General features: G+C 37.2%; 22 protein-coding genes. 14 read left to right on the forward strand and 8 right to left on the reverse strand.

Annotated elements, in window-relative coordinates:
• Positions 1-219 precede the first annotated feature (219 nt).
• A complete protein-coding gene (locus tag VK91_RS13960; protein WP_048393619.1) occupies positions 220-1,218 on the reverse strand; it encodes a serine hydrolase in 999 nt (332 codons plus the stop codon).
• A 22-nt stretch (positions 1,219-1,240) separates the two neighbouring features.
• Positions 1,241-1,687, reverse strand: a complete 447-nt coding sequence (locus VK91_RS13965; RefSeq protein ID WP_048393621.1) for a MarR family winged helix-turn-helix transcriptional regulator — start codon at positions 1,685-1,687, stop codon at positions 1,241-1,243.
• A 242-nt stretch (positions 1,688-1,929) separates the two neighbouring features.
• Between VK91_RS13965 and argF the strand changes: the two genes are divergently transcribed.
• The 9 genes from argF to VK91_RS14010 all read left to right on the forward strand — a co-directional run bounded on the left by argF (position 1,930) and on the right by VK91_RS14010 (position 9,740).
• The gene (argF, locus tag VK91_RS13970; protein ID WP_048393624.1) at positions 1,930-2,895 is read left to right on the forward strand and encodes an ornithine carbamoyltransferase; all 966 of its coding nucleotides are present in this window, start codon (positions 1,930-1,932) and stop codon (positions 2,893-2,895) included.
• A gap of 297 nt (positions 2,896-3,192) precedes the next feature.
• Complete coding sequence (locus VK91_RS13975; RefSeq protein WP_048393626.1) at positions 3,193-4,089, forward strand: LysR family transcriptional regulator; 897 nt, start codon at positions 3,193-3,195, stop codon at positions 4,087-4,089.
• Positions 4,090-4,232: 143 nt separating this feature from the next.
• The gene (locus VK91_RS13980) at positions 4,233-5,561 is read left to right on the forward strand and encodes an LLM class flavin-dependent oxidoreductase (RefSeq protein ID WP_048393628.1); all 1,329 of its coding nucleotides are present in this window, start codon (positions 4,233-4,235) and stop codon (positions 5,559-5,561) included.
• A gap of 45 nt (positions 5,562-5,606) precedes the next feature.
• Positions 5,607-6,620, forward strand: coding sequence for an LLM class flavin-dependent oxidoreductase (locus tag VK91_RS13985; protein ID WP_048393629.1), 1,014 nt, complete (start codon positions 5,607-5,609; stop codon positions 6,618-6,620).
• A 13-nt stretch (positions 6,621-6,633) separates the two neighbouring features.
• Positions 6,634-6,912, forward strand: coding sequence for a glutaredoxin family protein (locus tag VK91_RS13990; RefSeq protein WP_048393631.1), 279 nt, complete (start codon positions 6,634-6,636; stop codon positions 6,910-6,912).
• Positions 6,913-6,932: 20 nt separating this feature from the next.
• Positions 6,933-7,757, forward strand: coding sequence for a transporter substrate-binding domain-containing protein (locus VK91_RS13995; protein WP_048393633.1), 825 nt, complete (start codon positions 6,933-6,935; stop codon positions 7,755-7,757).
• Between the two features lie 24 nt (positions 7,758-7,781).
• The gene (locus VK91_RS14000) at positions 7,782-8,486 is read left to right on the forward strand and encodes an amino acid ABC transporter permease (RefSeq protein WP_048393635.1); all 705 of its coding nucleotides are present in this window, start codon (positions 7,782-7,784) and stop codon (positions 8,484-8,486) included.
• Between the two features lie 12 nt (positions 8,487-8,498).
• On the forward strand, positions 8,499-9,212 hold the full coding sequence (locus tag VK91_RS14005; RefSeq protein WP_048393636.1) for an amino acid ABC transporter permease: 714 nt from the start codon (positions 8,499-8,501) through the stop codon (positions 9,210-9,212).
• 15 nt (positions 9,213-9,227) lie between these two features.
• Positions 9,228-9,740 carry a GNAT family N-acetyltransferase gene (locus VK91_RS14010; protein WP_048393639.1) on the forward strand — a complete coding sequence of 171 codons (513 nt, stop codon included), beginning with the start codon at positions 9,228-9,230 and terminating at the stop codon, positions 9,738-9,740.
• 47 nt (positions 9,741-9,787) lie between these two features.
• Here the strand turns inward: VK91_RS14010 and VK91_RS14015 are convergent, their stop codons facing one another.
• Together VK91_RS14015 and sspI are read right to left on the reverse strand one after the other, a co-directional pair.
• Entirely contained in the window at positions 9,788-11,167 is a 1,380-nt protein-coding gene (locus VK91_RS14015) for an FAD-binding oxidoreductase (RefSeq protein ID WP_048393641.1), read from the reverse strand.
• A 78-nt stretch (positions 11,168-11,245) separates the two neighbouring features.
• A complete protein-coding gene (sspI, locus tag VK91_RS14020; RefSeq protein WP_004226361.1) occupies positions 11,246-11,455 on the reverse strand; it encodes a small acid-soluble spore protein SspI in 210 nt (69 codons plus the stop codon).
• 238 nt (positions 11,456-11,693) lie between these two features.
• Between sspI and VK91_RS14025 the strand changes: the two genes are divergently transcribed.
• Positions 11,694-12,221, forward strand: a complete 528-nt coding sequence (locus VK91_RS14025; protein ID WP_048393644.1) for an RNA polymerase sigma factor — start codon at positions 11,694-11,696, stop codon at positions 12,219-12,221.
• A 198-nt stretch (positions 12,222-12,419) separates the two neighbouring features.
• Positions 12,420-14,564, forward strand: a complete 2,145-nt coding sequence (locus VK91_RS14030) for an EAL domain-containing protein (RefSeq protein WP_231595665.1) — start codon at positions 12,420-12,422, stop codon at positions 14,562-14,564.
• 45 nt (positions 14,565-14,609) lie between these two features.
• On the opposite strand, the gene VK91_RS14035 is transcribed toward VK91_RS14030, so the two are convergent.
• The 3 genes from VK91_RS14035 to VK91_RS14040 form a co-directional block, all read right to left on the reverse strand.
• The gene (locus VK91_RS14035) at positions 14,610-14,801 is read right to left on the reverse strand and encodes an H-type small acid-soluble spore protein (RefSeq protein WP_004226369.1); all 192 of its coding nucleotides are present in this window, start codon (positions 14,799-14,801) and stop codon (positions 14,610-14,612) included.
• A 12-nt stretch (positions 14,802-14,813) separates the two neighbouring features.
• Positions 14,814-14,978, reverse strand: a complete 165-nt coding sequence (locus VK91_RS22735; protein WP_004226371.1) for a YfhD family protein — start codon at positions 14,976-14,978, stop codon at positions 14,814-14,816.
• 131 nt (positions 14,979-15,109) lie between these two features.
• A complete protein-coding gene (locus VK91_RS14040) occupies positions 15,110-16,519 on the reverse strand; it encodes a LysM peptidoglycan-binding domain-containing protein (protein WP_048393646.1) in 1,410 nt (469 codons plus the stop codon).
• 154 nt (positions 16,520-16,673) lie between these two features.
• On the opposite strand from VK91_RS14040, the gene VK91_RS14045 reads away from it, so the two are divergent.
• The 3 genes from VK91_RS14045 to VK91_RS14055 all read left to right on the forward strand — a co-directional run bounded on the left by VK91_RS14045 (position 16,674) and on the right by VK91_RS14055 (position 19,942).
• Complete coding sequence (locus VK91_RS14045; RefSeq protein ID WP_048393649.1) at positions 16,674-18,023, forward strand: FAD-binding oxidoreductase; 1,350 nt, start codon at positions 16,674-16,676, stop codon at positions 18,021-18,023.
• A gap of 125 nt (positions 18,024-18,148) precedes the next feature.
• Positions 18,149-18,940, forward strand: a complete 792-nt coding sequence (locus VK91_RS14050; RefSeq protein ID WP_048393651.1) for an alpha/beta fold hydrolase — start codon at positions 18,149-18,151, stop codon at positions 18,938-18,940.
• A gap of 24 nt (positions 18,941-18,964) precedes the next feature.
• Entirely contained in the window at positions 18,965-19,942 is a 978-nt protein-coding gene (locus VK91_RS14055; protein ID WP_048393652.1) for a sensor domain-containing diguanylate cyclase, read from the forward strand.
• A gap of 7 nt (positions 19,943-19,949) precedes the next feature.
• Here the strand turns inward: VK91_RS14055 and VK91_RS14060 are convergent, their stop codons facing one another.
• On the reverse strand, positions 19,950-20,345 hold the full coding sequence (locus VK91_RS14060) for a (deoxy)nucleoside triphosphate pyrophosphohydrolase (protein WP_048393654.1): 396 nt from the start codon (positions 20,343-20,345) through the stop codon (positions 19,950-19,952).
• Positions 20,346-20,468: the final 123 nt, after the last annotated feature.

The following is a 20,468-nucleotide window of genomic DNA, read 5'->3' on the forward strand; positions in this document are numbered from 1 at the left end:
TCTGCAAGTAAATTGATTGTTGCTGTGCTGAGCAACAGCCCATGTTAAGTTAGCTTATGACAAGAATCATTGCTAGCTTCTAGAAGCGTTTAACAAGCATAGAACTATTAAGAATGAGTAAAGGTTGACAGGTTTCAAGCTATGTATAGGAGCTACAAGTAGTTCTTGTGAAGAATAGGGTATTCCCGTTTATACCATTCAAGAAACACCCCATTTTCGCTATAAAGAATTTTGCAAGAGCTGTAGAATATTTTTCCCCATTTCAAGAGGGTTTGTTGCTAGTATAGAGGATCGATAATTGGATAGAATCACGACACCTGTTTGCTGTTTTTTATTAAATCCTAGATAACTAGAGAAGCCTTTCGTTGATCCGTTATGCCAAATAATATCGTCTTCAAGTACCCATCCTAATCCGATCCTTACATCTTTTGAAATAGTATGAGTAGCTTGATGTGTTAATAGATAGCCTGAATTTTGATTGCCAATGTGTATTTTTAAAAATTTTAATAAATCATCAACAGTGGATCGTATAGCGCCAGCTGCCATAAATTCATTCATTTCAAGTGGGGGCTTGTTATGTCCCCGAACAGAATATCCCTTCAATACGATATTTTCTTTAGAGGGGGGGATAGAAATAAAGGTATTCGTTAAATTTAAAGGTTCTACGATTCTACGAGTAATGGCTGTTTCAAAGTCAGTGTGAAGTTCATTTGCTAATAAATATCCTAAAAGGCCCATTCCTACATTAGAATATCTAAACTTAACTTTAGGCTCCTGGGTATGGGTTTTAAAATACTGTATTGCCTCATTCAATGAGTAGGGACAAAAGGGGTCACGAGGTGTTTGGCTATCAAAAAGATTATAGATGTTCTTCAGTACACCAATTCCCGGTAGACCAGATGTGTGATTTGCCAAATGCCTCAAAGTTACAGGGTGATTATCGGGAATTTCAGAAAAGTATTTGGCGATAGAATCTTCTATCTTCACGATTCCTTCTTGAATCATTTCCCCAAACATGGATGTTGTTAAAACTTTAGAGATTGACCCAATTTCATAGACATAGGGTTTTTTATCATATGTGACATTTGAGCCGTTGAATATAAAAGCAGCATCTAGATTACGACAAATAACACCAATGGATAGGATTACATTCGGACGAGTCTTTACGTAAGGATAAGCAATTTTAAAAATATCCTTTTTTAAATCATTTAAATCCACAAATATTCCTCCTTTTCAATCTCTAATTTTTTTGATCGCTAGAGACGATAGCATGGAGTTTCGTGTATATTTCTTTTAATTGCAGTAAATCCTCTTTAGAGAGCTGTGAATAGTATTTATTGATAATGGCTAGTTCAATTTCTTCCTGTTTTTGAAAATAATCAAAGCCCCGCGTATCTAACTCGATGATGATCTCTCTACGGTCCTTTTTATTTATGGTTCTTTTTATAAAGCTCTCCTGTTCTAATCTTCCTACTAATTGACTTACAGCACTAGCAGATGTCCCCATCAACTTTGCTAATTCGAAGGTTTGCAAAGGGCCATGTGTTTGAAGAAGACTTAAAAATAGTGCCTGCTTTGTAGTTAATGTTTCATCTAATAGGGTGGAGAATTCTTCTGTTAGCATCACATTTGTTTCATATTCTACTTGGTTCAGCTCTTTGACCAGCTGTATCAGCTCTTTTTCCATTTTTTCACCGCCTCAATAGTTAATGCATATTAATTATAAATATATATAAACTATAATGCAATTATTTAAGAATATGAATGTTTAGTAAAAAAGAAAATATGTATAAATATTCGCTTTGACGAATTTTTGACACATTTAATAACAAATGAATAATAATTAAGATTAATTATAAAAATTCAGTTGATTTTATATTTATGCATGTTATACTAATTTCAACAGCAACGATATAAGGAGCGAAGGCTATGAAATTACTCGAAGAAGTACAGTTAAAGTTAGTGTCTAGTTTAAAGGGAAAAGATTTACTAACTTTGCTAGACTATACAAGTCAAGAGGTCCAGGATCTTATTGAATTAGCAACACAGCTTAAGATGATTACAAAAGAGGGGAAATGTCCAAGATTACTAGAAGGTAAAACGCTTGGCATGATTTTTGAGAAACATTCAACTCGTACACGTATTTCATTTGAAGTTGGTATGAATCAATTAGGTGGGAAAAGCATGTTTATGCATGCGCGTGATTTGCAAATTGGTCGTGGTGAATCAATTTACGATACAGCGCATGTATTATCGGGCTATTTAGATGGCATTATGATTCGCGCAAACTCTCACAAAATGGTCAAAGAGCTTGCAGAGCATGCAGCAATCCCTGTCATCAATGGATTAACGGATATTTATCATCCCTGCCAGGCATTAGCTGATTTAGAGACGATTGCAGAAAATAAAGGCATGTTAAAAGGACTTAAAATTGCCTATGTAGGTGATGGCAACAATGTAGCACACTCACTCGTAGTAGCTTCAGCACACGTTGGCATGAATGTAGCTGTTGCGACACCTGTAGGGTATGAATGTGATGGGGAAGTCATCGCTAAAGCACAGGCCATTGCGGCAGCAAATGGCAGTACGATTATGATCACGAATGATCCTGTTGAAGCAGTATTAAATGCAGATGTCGTCTATGCTGATGTTTGGACATCTATGGGTCAAGAGGAAGAAACAGCAAAACGTTTACAAGATTTTGCTGGCTATCAAATTAATGATGAGCTAGTAGCCTATGCAAAACCAAATTATATGTTCTTACATTGCTTACCAGCACATCGTGAGGAAGAGGTTGCGACTTCAGTTATTGACGGACCTAATTCTTACATCTTTGAGCAAGCCGAAAATAGATTGCATGCTCAAAAAGCTGTATTAGCATCGATTTTAGCTTAAATTGAGACATATGCTTTCTCGAGTTGAGAAGTACGATAGATAGAGTTTACATGGACAACAGAGGGTGTTCATGTGAATAACATAAAAGTGGTAGGCAGACAGAGGGATGTTCACCACGTGCGATGTTTGTTGTCAAGATGGATGGCTACATCGCTACATAGTAAAGTAACCTGGGAGACGCTGGGTTACTTTTTTTCTTTGTCAAAAATATAAAACATAGTTTTCTTATAAGTTATAGAGAATATAAGGAATTATTTATATAATAGGTTAAATAAGTAATGAAGGAGTGAACTCCTCGTGAATATAGACCATATCGAGGCATTTTTATATGTTGTCCATTACAAAAGTATCCATAAAGCAGCCAATGCATTATTTCTTTCACAGCCGACTGTAACTGCACGTATTAAGTCATTAGAACGAGAGCTAGGTGTTGAGTTATTTTACCGAGATGGAAGAAGTGTGAGCGTATCAGAGAAAGGGAAAGATTTTTTACCATTTGCCACGCAAATTGTGCAAACATTTCAGCAAGGAAAGAAGCAATTAGAAGAAACGCAGGAGACCGATGAGGTATGTATTGGTGCAAACGGTGTAACAGCCCAGTATTTTTTAGCCTATGCATTGCCAAAATGGAAAGAGCAATTTCCTTATTTGCGTTTTCAATTATTTACAGGTTCCACAACAAACATTTTAGAAAAGCTACAAAGCCACCAAATTCATCTAGGCTTTATTCAATATGTACATGGGGATGACATTGAGAACGAGCTTTTATTGAACAATACAGTGAAACTTGTCAAACACCGTGATCACCCATTACAACTAAATGAACTTATTCAAGCAAAAGAATTAGCTCAACAGAAAATGGTGTTTTTTGAATGTGGCGCGTTTGATTGGAATTATGTGCATAAAATGTTCGAGGTAGAGGGAGTAGCAGCCAATATTGAGGTACGAACAGATCATTTAGAAGTTGCCAAAGAGTTTATTCGGACAAAAGACTATCTAAGCTTTTTACCACATCTATGCATTAAAAAGGAACTGGAAAGCGGTGAATTTGTGGAGATAGACGTTAAGCATTTGCTGGATATGAATCAACATATATTTTTAACCTATAAAGAGAAAGAGACGTTGCCATCAGCCTTTTGGCAGACAATTTGTGAAACAGCTAAGCATTTTGAAAGCATAGGAGACACGTATTGATAAAAAATTTTATCACCACATAAAATTTTTTCTATTACTGTACCTATTGCATATCGTCTAAAGGAACGGTAATATCATTCTCAATCCAACAAAACATACTTAACCACTATGTTTAGTAAAATAAAGATTGAGGAGGAATTGACATGGCTAGACAGGATAAAATTCGATTTGGAGCAATTATTCATGGGGTAGGAGGAAATATTTCTGGTTGGCGTCATCCAAAGGTGGCGAGCAATCAAAGTGTAAGCTTACCTTTCTATATTCAGCAGGCTCAGAAAGCAGAGCAGGGAAAATTTGATGTAGCATTTATTGCGGATGGTTTATTTATTAACGAAAAATCCATCCCTCATTTTTTAAATCGATTTGAACCTATTACAATCTTATCGGCTTTAGCAGTAGCGACGAAAAACATTGGGTTAGTTGGAACAGTCTCAACTTCCTATAGCGAACCATTTACAGTAGCACGCCAATTCGCTTCATTAGATCATATTAGTGCTGGGCGTGCTGGATGGAATGTTGTAACGACACCATTAGAAAGTACTGCTTTGAACTATAACAAAACAATCGACCAACATCCTAGCCATGCAGAACGCTATCAAATTGCGGAAGAATACTTAGAGGTTGTCAAAGGCTTATGGGACTCGTGGGATGATGATGCGTTTATTGCAGATGTCAACAAAGATCAATTTTTTGATCCAGAAAAATTACACACATTACATCATAAAGGGCGATATTTTTCAGTCCAAGGACCACTCAATATTGGTCGAACAAAGCAAGGCCAGCCCGTTATTTTCCAGGCTGGGTCGTCTGATGCGGGCATTCGATTAGCTGCAAAAGATGCAGATGCCATTTTCACACATGGGGCATCTATTGAAGAGGCACAGAAATTTTACTCGAGAGTAAAAAAAGAGGTGGCAACATTTGGACGAAATCCCGAAGAAGTAAAGATTTTTCCAGGTATATCACCAATTATTGGCGATACTGTGGAGGAAGCAGAGGCGAAATATCAAGAAATTGTTGAGTTAGTTTCCATAGACCGTGCTCTTGCTTATCTTGGACGTTACTTCGACCATCATGATTTTACCCAATACGATGTGGATGCACCGTTTCCTGATCTAGGGGATATTGGAGCGAATAGCTTTAGAAGCACAACCGATTATATTAAACGTTATGCTAAGCAGGAGGGTCTGACATTACGTCAAGTCGCTTTACGCGAGGCGACACCAAAAACAGCCTTTTTTGGGACAGCTGAGCAAGTAGCAGATCTTGTACAAGAATGGTTTGAAAAGGAAGCAGCAGATGGTTTTATTATTGGCGTGACAGTACCTGGTGCTCTTGAAGATTTTGTTGATAAAGTAGTGCCAATTTTACAAGCAAGAGGGCTATATCGTAAAGATTATGAGGCAGATACTTTGCGTGGGAATTTAGGTTTACCATTCAAGGAAAGTCGCTATGTTAAACAGTCTGTCTAAAAACCTAGTAAATTTATTTGAATAAAAGAAATTAGGAGGGGTTGTATGAGTTATACATTAGGCATATTAGATCAAAGCCCTATTATTGAAGGAGCAAGCAATGAACAAACATTACAAAAAACGGTGGCTTTAGCACAACGAGCTGAGCAGTTAGGCTATACACGTTTTTGGGTATCGGAGCATCATCATACAGAGTCATTAGCAGGTTCTTCTCCAGAAGTATTGGTTTCTTATTTACTTGCCAAAACCAAATCCATTCAAATTGGATCAGGTGGGGTTATGCTACAGCATTATAGCCCCTATAAAGTAGCGGAAAATTTCCATGTTCTAGCATCATTGGAGCCAGGACGTGTAGACTTAGGAATCGGTAAAGCCCCTGGTGGCTTGCCACTTTCCACGAAGGCTCTACAATATGGCACACTCAATCAAGGGGAAGATTTTGAAGAGAGACTAATATTTTTACAGCAATTAATTGAGCAATCCATACCAAAAGAGCACGAATTATATGGCATACAAGCAACGCCGATTCCAAAGGCAAAGCCGACATTATTTTTACTTGGCGCTAGCCCTGAAAGTGCTGCTCTTGCAGGAAAACTCGGCATTGCATTTGTCTTTGCTCGATTTATTAATAGTGATAATGATGTTTTGGCGCAAGCGGCTACAATCTATCGCAGTCATCATCCAAACGGTACTTTTGCGATTTCCATTGCTGCACTTGCTGCTCCAAGTAAAGAGGAAGCGAAAGAGCTAATAGGAGATCAAAAAATTACAAAGGTGCATTTAGCAAGTGGCAGAAGCCTGACGCTACAATCAGTAGAGCTAGCAGAGAAATTTGGTCAGGAATCTGGAGAGGAATACACGGTGGAGCAGTATGAGGCTGATATTTTATACGGTACAGCAGAAGACATTAGAGCCAATTTAGATGACTACCATGTACGATTCCAAATTGATGAATTTATTTTGCATACGCCCATCTTGAAGGAATTTGAACGTCAACGTTCGTTTGAGCTTTTAAGTCCTGTCCATTTGCAGTTACAGCAAAAGGTGAAGGTAATCTAAGGGAGGTCATGATATGACAAAAAGTTTAGATATAATTATTTGGTCGAAGCAAGGTTGTAGTTATTGCGAGGAAATAAAAGCATATCTACAAGAACGACATATTGCCTACAAAACAGTTGATGTCACGTCTAATGATAATTTTAGAGACATCCTTGATATAAAGTATGGTGTTCGACATGTACCCGTTGTAGAAATTGGTTCAAGTGAAACAGGTATCTATAGAGCCGTAACAGCAATTGGTTTAGAGCATCTACAGAAGGCACTTGCTGTGAATCTACCCTCATATGCATAACAGAAGGAGAGAGGAATCTTATGAAAAAAATATCATTTTATTTGCTACTTGTGCTAGCAGCGCTATTAACTGCGTGTGCAAACTCAGAAAAAACAGTTGGTGACGCAAGTGCTCAAAAAACAGCACAGAGTGGCAAGGATGTTCAAAAAATTATAGTTGGTACGGGAACTCAGTTTCCAAACATCTGTTTTTTAGATGACAAGGGAAATTTAACTGGTTATGATGTAGAGCTTGTTCGTGCAATTGATGAGAAGCTACCAGAATATGAGTTTGAATTTAAAACAATGGAATTCTCCAATTTATTACTAAGTTTAGAAACAAGAAAAATAGATTTTATTGCCCATCAAATGGAAGTTAATAGTGAGCGTGAAGAGAAGTTTTTATTTAATAAAGAGCCGTATAATGTTTTCCCATTAAAGGTGACAGTCAACGAGAAAAATAATGCAATTCAATCCATTGAGGATTTAAAAGGGAAAAATGTGAGTGTTTCACCAACAAGTAATTCTGCTGTTTTTATTGAAAAGTATAATAAAGAGCATAATTTAGGAGCAAATATCGTTTATTCTTCTGGCTCTGTCGATGTTAATAATCAACTTGCAACGGGACGAATTGATGCTATTATTACCACACCGTTTGCTGTTCGATACTATAACGAAAGCAATGAGGCACAGCAAAAGGTTGTAGGTGATGCATTATTAAATTCAAAGGTCTACTTTTTACTCAATAAAGATGAAGTGAAGTTACAGGAGCGCTTAGATGAAGCGATCGTTGAATTAAAGAATGAGGGGGTAGTGAGTGAGCTTAGTAAAAAGTGGTTGGGTGATGATTATACAGTAGACTTCTAATGAACAGGAAAGGAAGATGGCAGTATGGAAAATAACTTTGATGTCGTGCTAATTGCGAGAGTACTTCCAACATTGCTTCAGTATTTACCCATAACTTTCGAGATTCTAGTATTCTCCATACTTTTTGGTATGATGCTTGGGATTGTGCTAGCCATACCAAAGCTACTTCACATACCGATATTGAAGCAAATTATTACAATCTATATATCCTTTATTCGTGGTACACCCATTTTAGTGCAGTTGTTCTTAGTATTTTACGGTATACCCGCATTGTTAAAGCTCATTCATATTGATGTGACACGAATGGATGCAATGTATTTTGTTATTATTACGTACACATTCAGCAATGCGGCAGCCTTTGCCGAAATATTTCGTGCAGCAATTTTAACCGTTGATCGGGGTCAAATGGAGGCGGCCTATTCAGTAGGCTTAAGTGGATCACAGGCTTTTATGCGAATCGTTTTTCCACAGGCAATACGTGTTGCTTTTCCAAATATAGCAAATACAATGATTAGTTCATTAAAAGATACATCGTTAGCATTCTCCATCGGTGTAATGGATATGGTGGGGAGGGGAGAAACCTTGATTGCTTCTACGACACGAGCGTTTGAAATCTATGTAGCTTTGTCAATTGTTTACTATGTCATCGTGATAATCCTTGAAAAAGTATTTAAATTTAATGAACGCTATTTTAATCGCTATATGCCAAAGGAGCTTGCTTCACAATAGGGGGAATATGCTATGACCATTGATATCGCTTTTATAGTAGAAGCATTACGAGAAATTAGTAAAGTAATACCGTTAACCTTATTCATGACTATTACACCTGTTTTATTAGGAATCGTTATTGGCATAATTGTAGCTTTCGTGCGCATTCAACAGATAAAAATAGTCTCATCTGTACTTAATTTTTATGTTTCATTTTTCAGAGGAACACCTATCATTATGCATATCATGCTCGTTTATTTTGGCTTGCCAATGCTAGTTGATAGTGTAGCTAATTTGCTTCATTTAAAGATACAATCAAATTCTATTCCTATATTATTTTTTGTCATACTAGCCTTAACACTTAGTGCAGGGGCTTATGCCTCAGAAATTATTCGTTCAGGGATATTAGCTGTACCTAAAGGACAATTAGAAGCAGCATATGCGATTGGATTAACATTTCCTCAAGCGATGCGACGTTATATTTTACCACAAGCATTTGGGCAATCTATTCCCAACTTGACGAATGTTTTTATTGGTTTTTTACATGCTACATCATTAGCATTTTTCCTATCCATTAAAGAATTGACCGGTGTGGCAAATATTATTGCTTCCATGAACTTAAAGTTTTTAGAGTCATTTATTGCTGTTGGTCTTATTTATTGGGTAATTTCAATCATAGTAGAATGGGTTTCACACCGTATTGAAATAAGAGTAACAGCCTATAGTAAAGGCGGTTTTTCATCATAGAAAGGGGAAATTAGAATGACAGTAGCAGACATTGTGATTGAACATTTACAAAAGGAAGATTATGCAAGCTATCTTGAAGTTTTAGTTGAGAGCTATGCGCAATATGAAAAGGACTATGAAGACCCAGAGCGCTGGCAATCATATTTAAGTGATATCCGTGCTTCGGTTGGTAATCCGAATGCAGAGACAATTCTTATTGCAAAACGCGGAGATGACATATTAGGTGGATTACAACTATTTACAGATGCAGGGAAAGCGTATGGTTTGCCGGAGCTAAATATTCAATCGACGATTGTGCGCTTATTAGGTGTGCATCCAAAAGGAAGAGGACAAGGGGTTGCTAAGAAATTATTAAATGAAAGTTTTGCCTTTGCTAGAAAGAGACAGGATCAGGCACTTTATTTACACTCAGGTGATATGATGCAGGCTGCCATAAATCTTTACTTATCATTAGGTTTTGTGCGAGATGAGTCGAAGGAATTTTACAAGGGAGATATATTAGTCAAGAGCTTCCGTTATGATTTATAAAGATAAACCCGCTGATGCTCTAGTCAATCAGCGGGTTTTAATGTTAATTATAGTGTGAAAATCTTTCCAGGATTCATAATGTTAAGTGGATCAAGCGCTGCTTTTATGCTTTTCATGACGACTAAAGAGGTACCGTGTTCAGTGGCTTGGTATTTCATTTTGCCAATGCCAACACCATGCTCGCCCGTACATGTGCCACCTCGAAGTAATGCATATTGCACGATTTGTTCATTGAATCGATCCGCTTTTGCCTGCTCCTCGGCGTCATTTGGATTTAACATTAAAAGTGCATGGAAATTTCCATCGCCCACGTGGCCCACAAGCCCACCTGCGAGTCCAACATGATCAAGCTGTTCTCGTGCATATAAAATGGTTTCAGCAAGCACAGAGATTGGTACACAGACATCCGTTGACATGAGCTTCTTACCAGGATAAGCATGAATATATGCATAGGCTAAAGAATGTCGTGCTTCCCAAAGCTTATTACGAGCAGCATTATCTTGCTCGAATTCGACGGATAGACAGCTGTAGTCCTCAAAAATTTCTGTAGCAAATGCGATGTCCGCATGCATACCCGCTTCGTTTCCGTGGAATTCTAAAAACAATGTTGGTTTTTCGCTAAAGGATGTATCGTTATAGACATTGGCCTGCTTCATAGAGGATTCATCGACCAATTCCACTCGACCAATTGAAATACCAGCCTGTAATAAGGCGGTAACAGCACTAACAGCATCTCCAACTGTGTCAAAAACAGCTCGCCCCGCTGTCACAAATTCAGGTATACCATACACTTTTAACGTTAACTCCGTAAAGCAGCCAAGTGTTCCTTCAGAGCCGACAAATAGACCATTTAAATGATAACCAGAAGAGGATTTCGCGGCTAAATTACCTGTATGGATGACAGAGCCATCTGCAAGGACAACCTCTAAATCACGAACCTGATCACGCATAACACCGTAACGCACAGCAGTCGTACCACTAGCATTTGTCGCAGCCATGCCACCTAGTGTTGCATCTGCACCTGGATCCACTGTGAATTGTAGACCGTGTTTTTTTAACTCCTTATTCAGTTGAGAGCGCGTGACGCCAGGCTGAACTTTTACAAGAAGGTCGTCAGGTCGAACTTCTAAAATCTTATTCATTTCAGAGAAATCAATAGAAATACCATGTGCAATAGGAATCGCGTTTCCTTCTAAGCTGGAGCCAACACCGAATGGTACAACTGGTACACGTTGTGCATGTGCAATTTTTAAGATGGCACTGACATCAGCTGTGGAACGGGGAAAGACAACGATATCAGGTAAACTCATCATATGATGAGATTCATCCTTTCCATGTAGCTGTCGTACCGTTTCGTTTGTTGACACTTGTTCTTCTAATAAAACCTGTTTGAGTTGATTGACAAGTAATTCTACTGCAACAGTCATTCCAATCCCTCCAAATTTTCTGATAAGTAAAACTTTATCACGCATTTATTGGAAATGGAATGCACAGTTCATTAAAAATCAGTTAGCAAATACTTTTTCTAGTTTTTGAACAAATTCATCTTGTTCTGATGGACTGGATTGCTTCCACCATTTTTCAAAAAACACCCCAAGCCCTGGTAGTAAATGCTCTTCTCCACGATTAATAGCATCTTCCACAATGTCTTTGAATTCTGCGGCAGATTGACCATGTACATTCGCTGTAATTGCATCTCTTATTTGAAAATTCATCTATATCGCCTCCTTAGTAGTAATTTGTCCAACTATCGTTTAAATATGTATGAAATACCAAAGAAAATAGATAATTTTTGCAATAACTTTGGAGGAATTATGACTAAATATGCCAGGCATTTTATTCTTTCTGCGCGCTGAAATGTTGAAAATGGGCATTAGCTCTCAAACAACATGACAGTCTAAGATTGTGTTACCTAGGAATATTAAACTGTGCACAGTTGACAGGAAGAGTGGTATGTCCATTCGCAACAATCACAAGCTTTCATTAACACAATCTTTTGAAGAAATTTTAGAGGCTGTGCAACCAATGATTACAGCCATTTTTACGCAGCTTCATATTTACAAGGATTTTGATTACTATCGTCATATTGCTTCTATTGCGGTATGGAGGGCATGGCTAAAAGCAGATCCAGCAAAGGGACAATTTTCTGCTTATCTTTATTCTTCGATAAAAGGTGAGATTCTAAATGAATTATCAAAGGAAAAAAACTATTCAGAGCGAATAACGGTTGTTGATGGTGAAACACTCAATTTTATTCTTAGTGACTTGGAGGGATGGGACAATCAAAAAAATCCTAGCTTACTTGAAATTAAGTTGTCTCAGCTTAAGCAGATAGAAAGAGAAATATTACTACTTTATTATGTAGAAGGTTACAGTGATCAAGAAATAGCTAATGCATTAGGCTTATCCGCTGTTGCTATTAAAAAAAGAAGAGGTAGAATCATCCAGAGATTGAAACATCAACTTTCCAGGGTGGAATAAAGAACTAAAAATATCAAAAGTATGCTAATATTGAAATAAAATGAATATTAGCATACTTCACATAGGTGCATACAAATTCCGATAAAAGTGTTATGATTTGTAAGAAGTCAAAGAAATATACAATTCAAATTTAAATAATCGATATAGATAGATAAAATTTCCTAGTGAATGTTTATATAGTAGTATGGAGGGTTTGGAGTGGAGAGATGGTTTAATCAGATAGAGAAAAAAGAAATTTGGTACATGGTATTACCCTTATTACTTGTCATACCATTACTGAGCTTTAGCAATCAAATATATGGTGTTTTCCAAGGTAACATGTATCAAGATATAAAATTGGTGATACAAATATTAATCATTGTTTTTACAATGGCAATTGCGATCCAATCCTATTTAGTATTTTCACACTTATTATCCAATCAAACTTTATACATAGGAAACATGTTTTTCATTATTGCCTTATTAGAATTAGTTAGCTTGTTTTTTAGCCAATCTAGAGAATGGAACTTTATGAACGAGCCCCTACATATATTAATACGTTTATACTTAGCCATTGGATTTATACTTATTATTTTAAACCCTAAAAAGCGATTAACCATGAATCATCGGATACTGACATATGGTTGTTCGATGCTTTTCGTTCTAGGAAGCGTTTTTCTGGCTTATTATTCGCCCAAAGTATTGCCTAAAAATTGGTTAGATACGATTGATAATATGGTACACTTAATTGCTATTATTCTTCAAATTTTAACCATTGCTATTGTTAGTACATATGTAAAAAAATTACCAAAGCGTTCCATGTGGCTAATTAGCGCAGCTATTTCCCTTATTGTGAGTGATGTCTTCTTTATTGTTAGTCAAGATCAAAATGCGATATGGGATTTCTCAGCACTGATCTATCAGTTTTTAGCATTCTATTTTTTCCTAAAGGCGATTTATTATACATCTGTGGAAAAACCCTTTCAGCAGCTGTTGAAAATAAAAAAGGATCTTGAACAATCTCAACAGGAGCTTCGATTTCAAGCTTATCATGATGATATTACATTGTTGCCAAATGAACATTTTTTACTTAAGACGTTAAAAGAAAATTTACATGAACATAAAGCGCAAAAGGCTATCATTGCCATAGAAATTGATCGCTTTGCGGCGATTCGTTCGTCCATTGGGATTAGTAACTCTAATAAAATGATGAAACTTGTTGCAGAGCGAATTCAATCGATTGTACCTCCACATTATTTTGCAACTAAACTGCGTGAAGGACAATTTGTTATTTATATTGACCATGTAAAGACGATTGAGGAACTACTACAATTTTGCTTAAATCTTAAAAGTGCCATGGCAGATCCTTTACAGGTCCAATTATTTTCATTGAATGGCAGTCTAAATATTGGGATTGCTCTTTATGAGGAGCAATGGACTGGTGAAGAGCTATTAATGCATGCACAGTTAGCGATGCGAGAAGCTAGACAAATACCTCAAAGATTTCTTTTTTATAAACCATACATGTCTAAAGGTATTGCAGATCGAATATTGTTAGAGCAAGACTTACATAATGCGTTAGCCAATAATGAATTTTATTTAGACTATCAACCACAGGTCAACTTAAAAACAGGCACCATTGAATCGGTCGAAGCTTTGGTTCGCTGGCGTCATCCAACTCGGGGATTTGTTCCACCTGATGTCTTTATTCCTATTGCTGAAGAATGTGGCCTTATTATCCCGCTAGGTAAATGGATTTTAGAAAACGCATGCACTCAAGCGAAAATATGGGAGAAACTAGGCTTACCTCCGATGAAAGTGGCAGTGAATTTATCACTTGGCCAGTTATTTCAACAGGATTTAGTAGAAATGGTACAAGATATTTTACATCGTACCAATTTAGATCCGTCATTTTTACAATTAGAAATTACAGAAAGTATGACGATGAATATTGATCAAATGACACAGCTATTACATGAGTTAAAGGCATTAGGCATCCAAATTGCTGTAGATGATTTTGGAACAGGTTATTCCTCTCTATCTTATTTAAAGGAATTCCCAATTGATTGTTTAAAAATTGACCGAACATTTGTGAGAAACGTGCCACATAATCCGAATGATGAAGCACTTGTTTCCATGATTATTTCGATGGCTAAACATTTACGTTTGAAGGTTGTGGCAGAGGGCATTGAAGAAGTGGAGCAATTATCTTTTCTAATAGATGGTGGCTGTGATTATATTCAGGGCTATCTATTCAGTAAGCCAATATCCCCACAGCAAATTACGGAAACCTATAAAGATTTACATCATCGTGTGGAGGAAGTATTAACACAACTTCAATATATTGAAGATTATAGTATTTAAAAAAAGAACCTGCTTATTGCTATTGAGTAAGCAGGTTCTTGCTGTTTAGTGAACGAGATATTCTTCTTTTAATTCGGATATAGCTACTTCAGATCGCTCTTCTAAAGAACGGCGTAGGTGAACTGTCGCTGTTTTTTCATCATCGTGGAGCTGATCGATCCAGATGGAAACACCATTATAGCTCACTTCAAATTCTAAAGGTGAGGCGACAATTTCTTGTGCACGTTGAAAATCCAACTGAAGCCCCCCTTATTTTTTCTGCTTATTCTTATTTTGCGTGACTGTGTTAATTAGCTCCATAAACTCTTGAGAAAATTCCTCACTCACCTTGTTTGGTGCAATCTTTTGGTTTTTTGGCGTTTGAGGTAATGAGCCTTTATTATTGCTTTGACCTTGTTTATTGTCTCTTCCCATGTGAGTTGCTCCTTTCCTGTTGATATAAATTAATATGGCTTTGAAATGAACTTTTTATCCCGTCAGCACAGATCGCACTTTACAAGGAAAAATTCGCATAGCTCTTTGTTTATTGCGAACAATAATGAGTATTAAGATTTTTTAACAGAAAAATTATCGTTTAATAAAACCCAATTTTGAGGAAACGGGAATCCTAATGCCCAATAACTAATGCCACGTAAGTTGTAATGTTTAGTCATGTCAAATTTGGCTTGTGCACTTCTCGCATCTTCAAACCATACCTCGTGTTGCCTTCCTTGCTCATCAACATATCGATAAAAAGGAGATTGTGCCGTTGGATCATATTGGATTGTTGCCTCGTACTTGATGGCCCTATTGAGCGCTTCCTGCGGGCTAAACGTTTCGGCTTCTTGGCCTTTGACATGAGGCAAGAGCCAATCACGCGCATACAACTCAAAACCCAATAAGATTTTATCAGCTGGTATTTCAGTTAAAGCATACTCCACGACTCTTCGCATTTCATTAATCGGGGAAATAGCTTGTGGAGGGCCAAGACGATAGCCCCATTCATATGTCATTAATACAACAAAATCTGCTATTCTCCCATGTGCTTCGTAATCATGCGCTTCATATAATGTCCCAGTTTGTGAAGCACTTGTTTTAGGTGCGAGCGCTGTTGAAACTAAATAGCCTTTTGGATGAAGGGTATCCACAGCCAATTGAATAAAGGCATTGAAATTTTCGCGATCAGCAGGTAAAACATTTTCAAAATCAATATTTAATACTTGATAACCTTTATCTTGCATCACCTGTAATACATTATTCATGACCTTTTTACTTAACTCTGGACTGGACAAGACGACATGTGCTAAATTAGAGCCTTCTTCTGTAGAAGTAAAATTAGTGAGCGTTAACATAGGGATAATATGTTTAGCCTTTGCTGCCGCTATCATATTTTCATCATTAATGGGTTGTAATGTCCCATCTTCCTTCATCTTATAAGCAAAAGGACTAAAATAAGTTAGTAGATGACCAATAGCATTAATGGAGTCTACAGCTTCATCTGAAGGTTGGTAGGAATAAGCATTGACTTCAATCGTTGGTAATTTTCTTGGAATCATCAATTGTGAACCAACATAAAGCATATTGGGATTGTTTAGTTTATTTTCTATAGCAATGGCTTGAACGGTCGTACCATAGCGCTGTGCTATTTGCCATAAAGTTTCTCCTGGCTGCACGATATGAACAATGGGTGGAATAATTAATTTCGTTCCTGGTGTTAATTGATCGGGATTCGTTAGATGATTTTCTATTATGATAGATTGCAAGGGAACGCTAAATTTCTGTGCGATTGACCATAACGTATCTCCTTTTTGAACGGTATAAATTGTATAAGGAGAAGGGATAACCAGTGATTGTCCGATGGCTAATTGATCAGGAGTAGCTAATGCATTTAATTGGCTAATAGATTGAACGGGTACAGCATAACGATTAGCGATTTGCCACAGTGTTTCGCCAGCACTTACCACATGGATAAGCATAGAACACCTCCAACACGTTGTTGTTATTAGTGCATCATATGTTTCAAGTGTGAAAAAGAGTATTTTAGTGTGATTCTAGAAAAAAGCTGAAATTTTAAATTCTTTCTCAATGAGTTGCATAGGATAAGTATCATTGTGAGAAAGGGGCTTGATGTTGAAAAAGGCGAAGCTCACAGGAAGAATCGTCACGCCTGAAGATTCGGATTATGAACAAGCGAGAACGAATAATAATTTAAATAATCCCAAATATCCGAGTGTCATTGTGTTTTGTCAAAAAACGAAAGATGTGGTTAATGCCTTAAAATGGGCTAGAGAAAACAATGAGCCTTTCAGAATTCGAAGTGGTCGTCATAGCTATGAAAATTTTTCTTTAGTAAATAAAGGGCTTGTCATTGATGTAAGTGATATGAATGATATTTCGGTAAATCTCTCAGAAATGACGGCTAGGATTGATGCTGGAGCTAATATGGGAAACGTATACCGTACATTATGGGAGCAAGGTGTTACCATTCCTGCTGGTACAGAAAGTAGTGTTGGGGTGGTCGGTTTGACCCTTGGTGGTGGGATTGGGATGCTATCACGACCATTTGGATTAACTTGTGACAATCTTATTGAAATCGAAACGGTGGTAGCTAGTGAACATGAGGGTGCTCAGGTAATTAGAGCGAATAAGCAACAACATCATGATTTGTTTTGGGCAAGTCGTGGTGGAGGAGGAGGCAATTTTGGTATAGTCACTTCTTTGACATTCAAGCTTCATGCGATTAATGAGGTATCACTGTTCTCTATTACATGGGGATGGGATGACTTTGAAGTGGCCTTTGATGCATGGCAAAAATGGGCTCCCTATACAGATAAGCGTCTAACCTCACAGATTGAGCTAAAAACAAAGGAAGTAGGTGAGATAGTCGCACAAGGTGAGTTTATAGGAACAGCAGCTGAATTAAAGAAATTGCTTCGCCCTCTTAGAAAAACAGGCTTGCCAACAAGTATTTGGATAAAGGAAGTGCCATATAGCAAGGCAATAGAATTTTTTGATTTACCAAGCGGTAATCAGCCTGCGTATCGAAAAAGATCAGGGTCATTTTTGGAGAGACCGTTTCCATATAAGGCGATTCAGAGGATGAAAGAATTTTTAGCCCATGCACCTAATTCAAATACAACAATATGGCAACAGTCTTTAAGAGGAGCAGTAGGTGAAATTGCTCCCCAGCATACAGCCTATTACTATCGCAATGCGATAATAGCTCAAGAATATAATACTTCCTGGAAAAAACCGAAAGAGGAAGAACAAAATATTAAGTGGGTAGAAAATTTACGTCAAGCTTTATCACCTTATACGTCTGGTGATTATGTGAATTTTCCAGATCGATATATTAAGGACTGGCATACAGCCTATTACGGACGTAATTTTAGAAGGCTTCGTGAAGTGAAAACAAAATATGATCCGTATAATGTATTTCAATTTCAGCAGAGTATCCCACCTATTAGGAAGTGGTTGTAGCTGGAGAATGGAGCAGGTGAAGCGGCACTCCTGCTCCTTTTTGATTTTCACGTTTTAGCTTGATAAATACTGTTTAAGGGGTCACAATAAAACTATTACATATATTTCTAAAAGGATTGATTGGAATGGAAAATATTGTTGTTCGTAATAATGTAACAATACTCGGACAAGGGGACCAACCGCTTATTTTTGCACATGGATTTGGCTGTGATCAAAATATGTGGCGTTTCATTACGCCTGCATTTATGGACAAATATAAGATTATATTATTCGATTATGTAGGCTCAGGTAACTCAGATATAAATGCTTATTCATCAGAAAAATATCAATCGTTACAGGGCTATGTACAAGATTTATTGGACATTATTGAAACGCTATCATTACAAAATAGTATTTTTGTAGGGCACTCCATTAGCGCCATGATAGGACTGCTCGCATCTATCCAGCACCCTGACTATTTTAAGAAATTGATTATGATTGGTCCTTCTCCCTGTTATTTAAATGATGATGGTTATCGAGGGGGATTTGAGCGAAGTGATATAGCAGAGTTACTAGACATGATGGAAATGAACTTTACAGGTTGGGCTAGCTATATGGCACCTATTGCAATGAGTAATCCTGAACAGCCAGCATTAACACAGGAATTGAAGCAAACCTTTATAGCAGCAGACCCTATCATTGCAAAGGAATTTGCTGAGGTCACATTTTTATCTGATCATCGAAGTGAATTACCAAAGGTCTCTGTTCCTTCGTTAATTATCCAATGCTCGGAAGATAGTATTGTGCCAAGTAGTGTTGGAGATTATTTGCATCAGCATCTCAAAAATAGCACGTTACAATTAATGGAAGCAAAAGGTCATTATCCACATATTAGTCACCCAAATGAAACGATACAATGTATTGCAGATTTTTTGTAGGGAAAAATGAAAGGATTTTCAACAATGGAAAAACGACTCAACAATGCACCATGTGGATTTCTTTCCATCACACATGAAGGGCTTATTTCAGAAATCAATCGAACCCTGCTAGATTGGATCGGCTATGAGCAAGAGGAATTATTACATATGCATCTAGAAATTCTTCTATCTACGCCCAATAAGATGATTTTTCACTCTTATTTTTATCCTATGATTAATCTAGAGGGGCAAGTAGAGGAATTATTCATTCATCTCAAACAGAAGGACGGAATGTCGGTTCCGTTTTTAATGAATGCCAAATTGTACAAAGAGGATTTGGTAGAGCGCATTGATTGTATTTTAGTAAAGATGAAAAAGCGCATAGATTATGAACAAGAATTACGATCAGCCAAAAAACTACTTGAGGCTGCCTATCAAGAAAAGGATCGTGCATTAGCTAATTTGGAGCAAATTCATGTAGAAATAGAACATCAGCAGGCGAAATTATTGGAAATGAATGCTGCTTTAGTAGAATTATCAATGACTGATAAACTGACCGGCTTGAAAAACAGGAGATTTTTCCAGGAACAACTCGAAAAACATTTTAATCATTTTCATGAGACAGCAGAAACTTTTTCGTTATGCATTTTAGATATCGATCATTTCAAAAAGGTCAATGATACATATGGTCATCAAGTTGGAGACGATGTCCTCGTACAATTGGCACAACTATTACAAATACAAGTACGTCTAGAAGATATCGTCGCTCGTTATGGTGGGGAGGAGTTTATTATCATCCTACCTGAGACCGAGATACCTGCAGCAATAGAAATCGGCGAAAAAATTAGACACACCGTGGAGCAGGATGGTTGGCCAACAGGCAGTCTTACGATCAGTATGGGAATTGCCACAGTAACTTCAGAAGATACAGAGACGACATTGATAAAAAAAGCAGATAAAGCATTGTATGGATCGAAAGAGCACGGACGAAACAAAGTCACTCATTTTCATGAGATAAAGTGACTAGCCTTTACAATTCGGCCATTAATTTTTGAATAGAAGGAAGATCTGCTGGAGCAAATGGAAGGTCAAGCAATTGGTTGCGGGGAACCCATCTTGCTTCAGCATGTTCTAGAATTTGGGGTGTGCCTTTAATAATTGAAGCTTTGTATGTTTCTAAATGAACGAAAAATTGTTCGTATTCATGGAGTGTTACAGCCACTTGTTTACCTACTTGAATCGTACAGTTAAATTCCTCAAGAATTTCTCGAGAAAGTGCCTGTTTTGGTGTTTCACCCTGCTCTATTTTACCGCCAGGGAATTCCCAATAATTTGCTAATACCATTTGGGGGTTTCTTAAAGCACAGAAAATTTCTTGTTGCTCATTTTCAATTATAGCCCCTACTACATGTATTGTTTTTTTCATTTATATACCTCACTTTGTGTCTTCGTTAGATATGTATGATTATAGCATGTTTAAGTTGTACGCCACTTGCCACCACAGGAAAATAACAGTTTTCTTACTTAGCTATGAAATTTGCTATTTCGT

The sequence above is a fragment of the Lysinibacillus sp. LK3 genome, assembly GCF_001043675.1.
GTDB lineage: Bacteria > Bacillota > Bacilli > Bacillales_A > Planococcaceae > Lysinibacillus > Lysinibacillus capsici.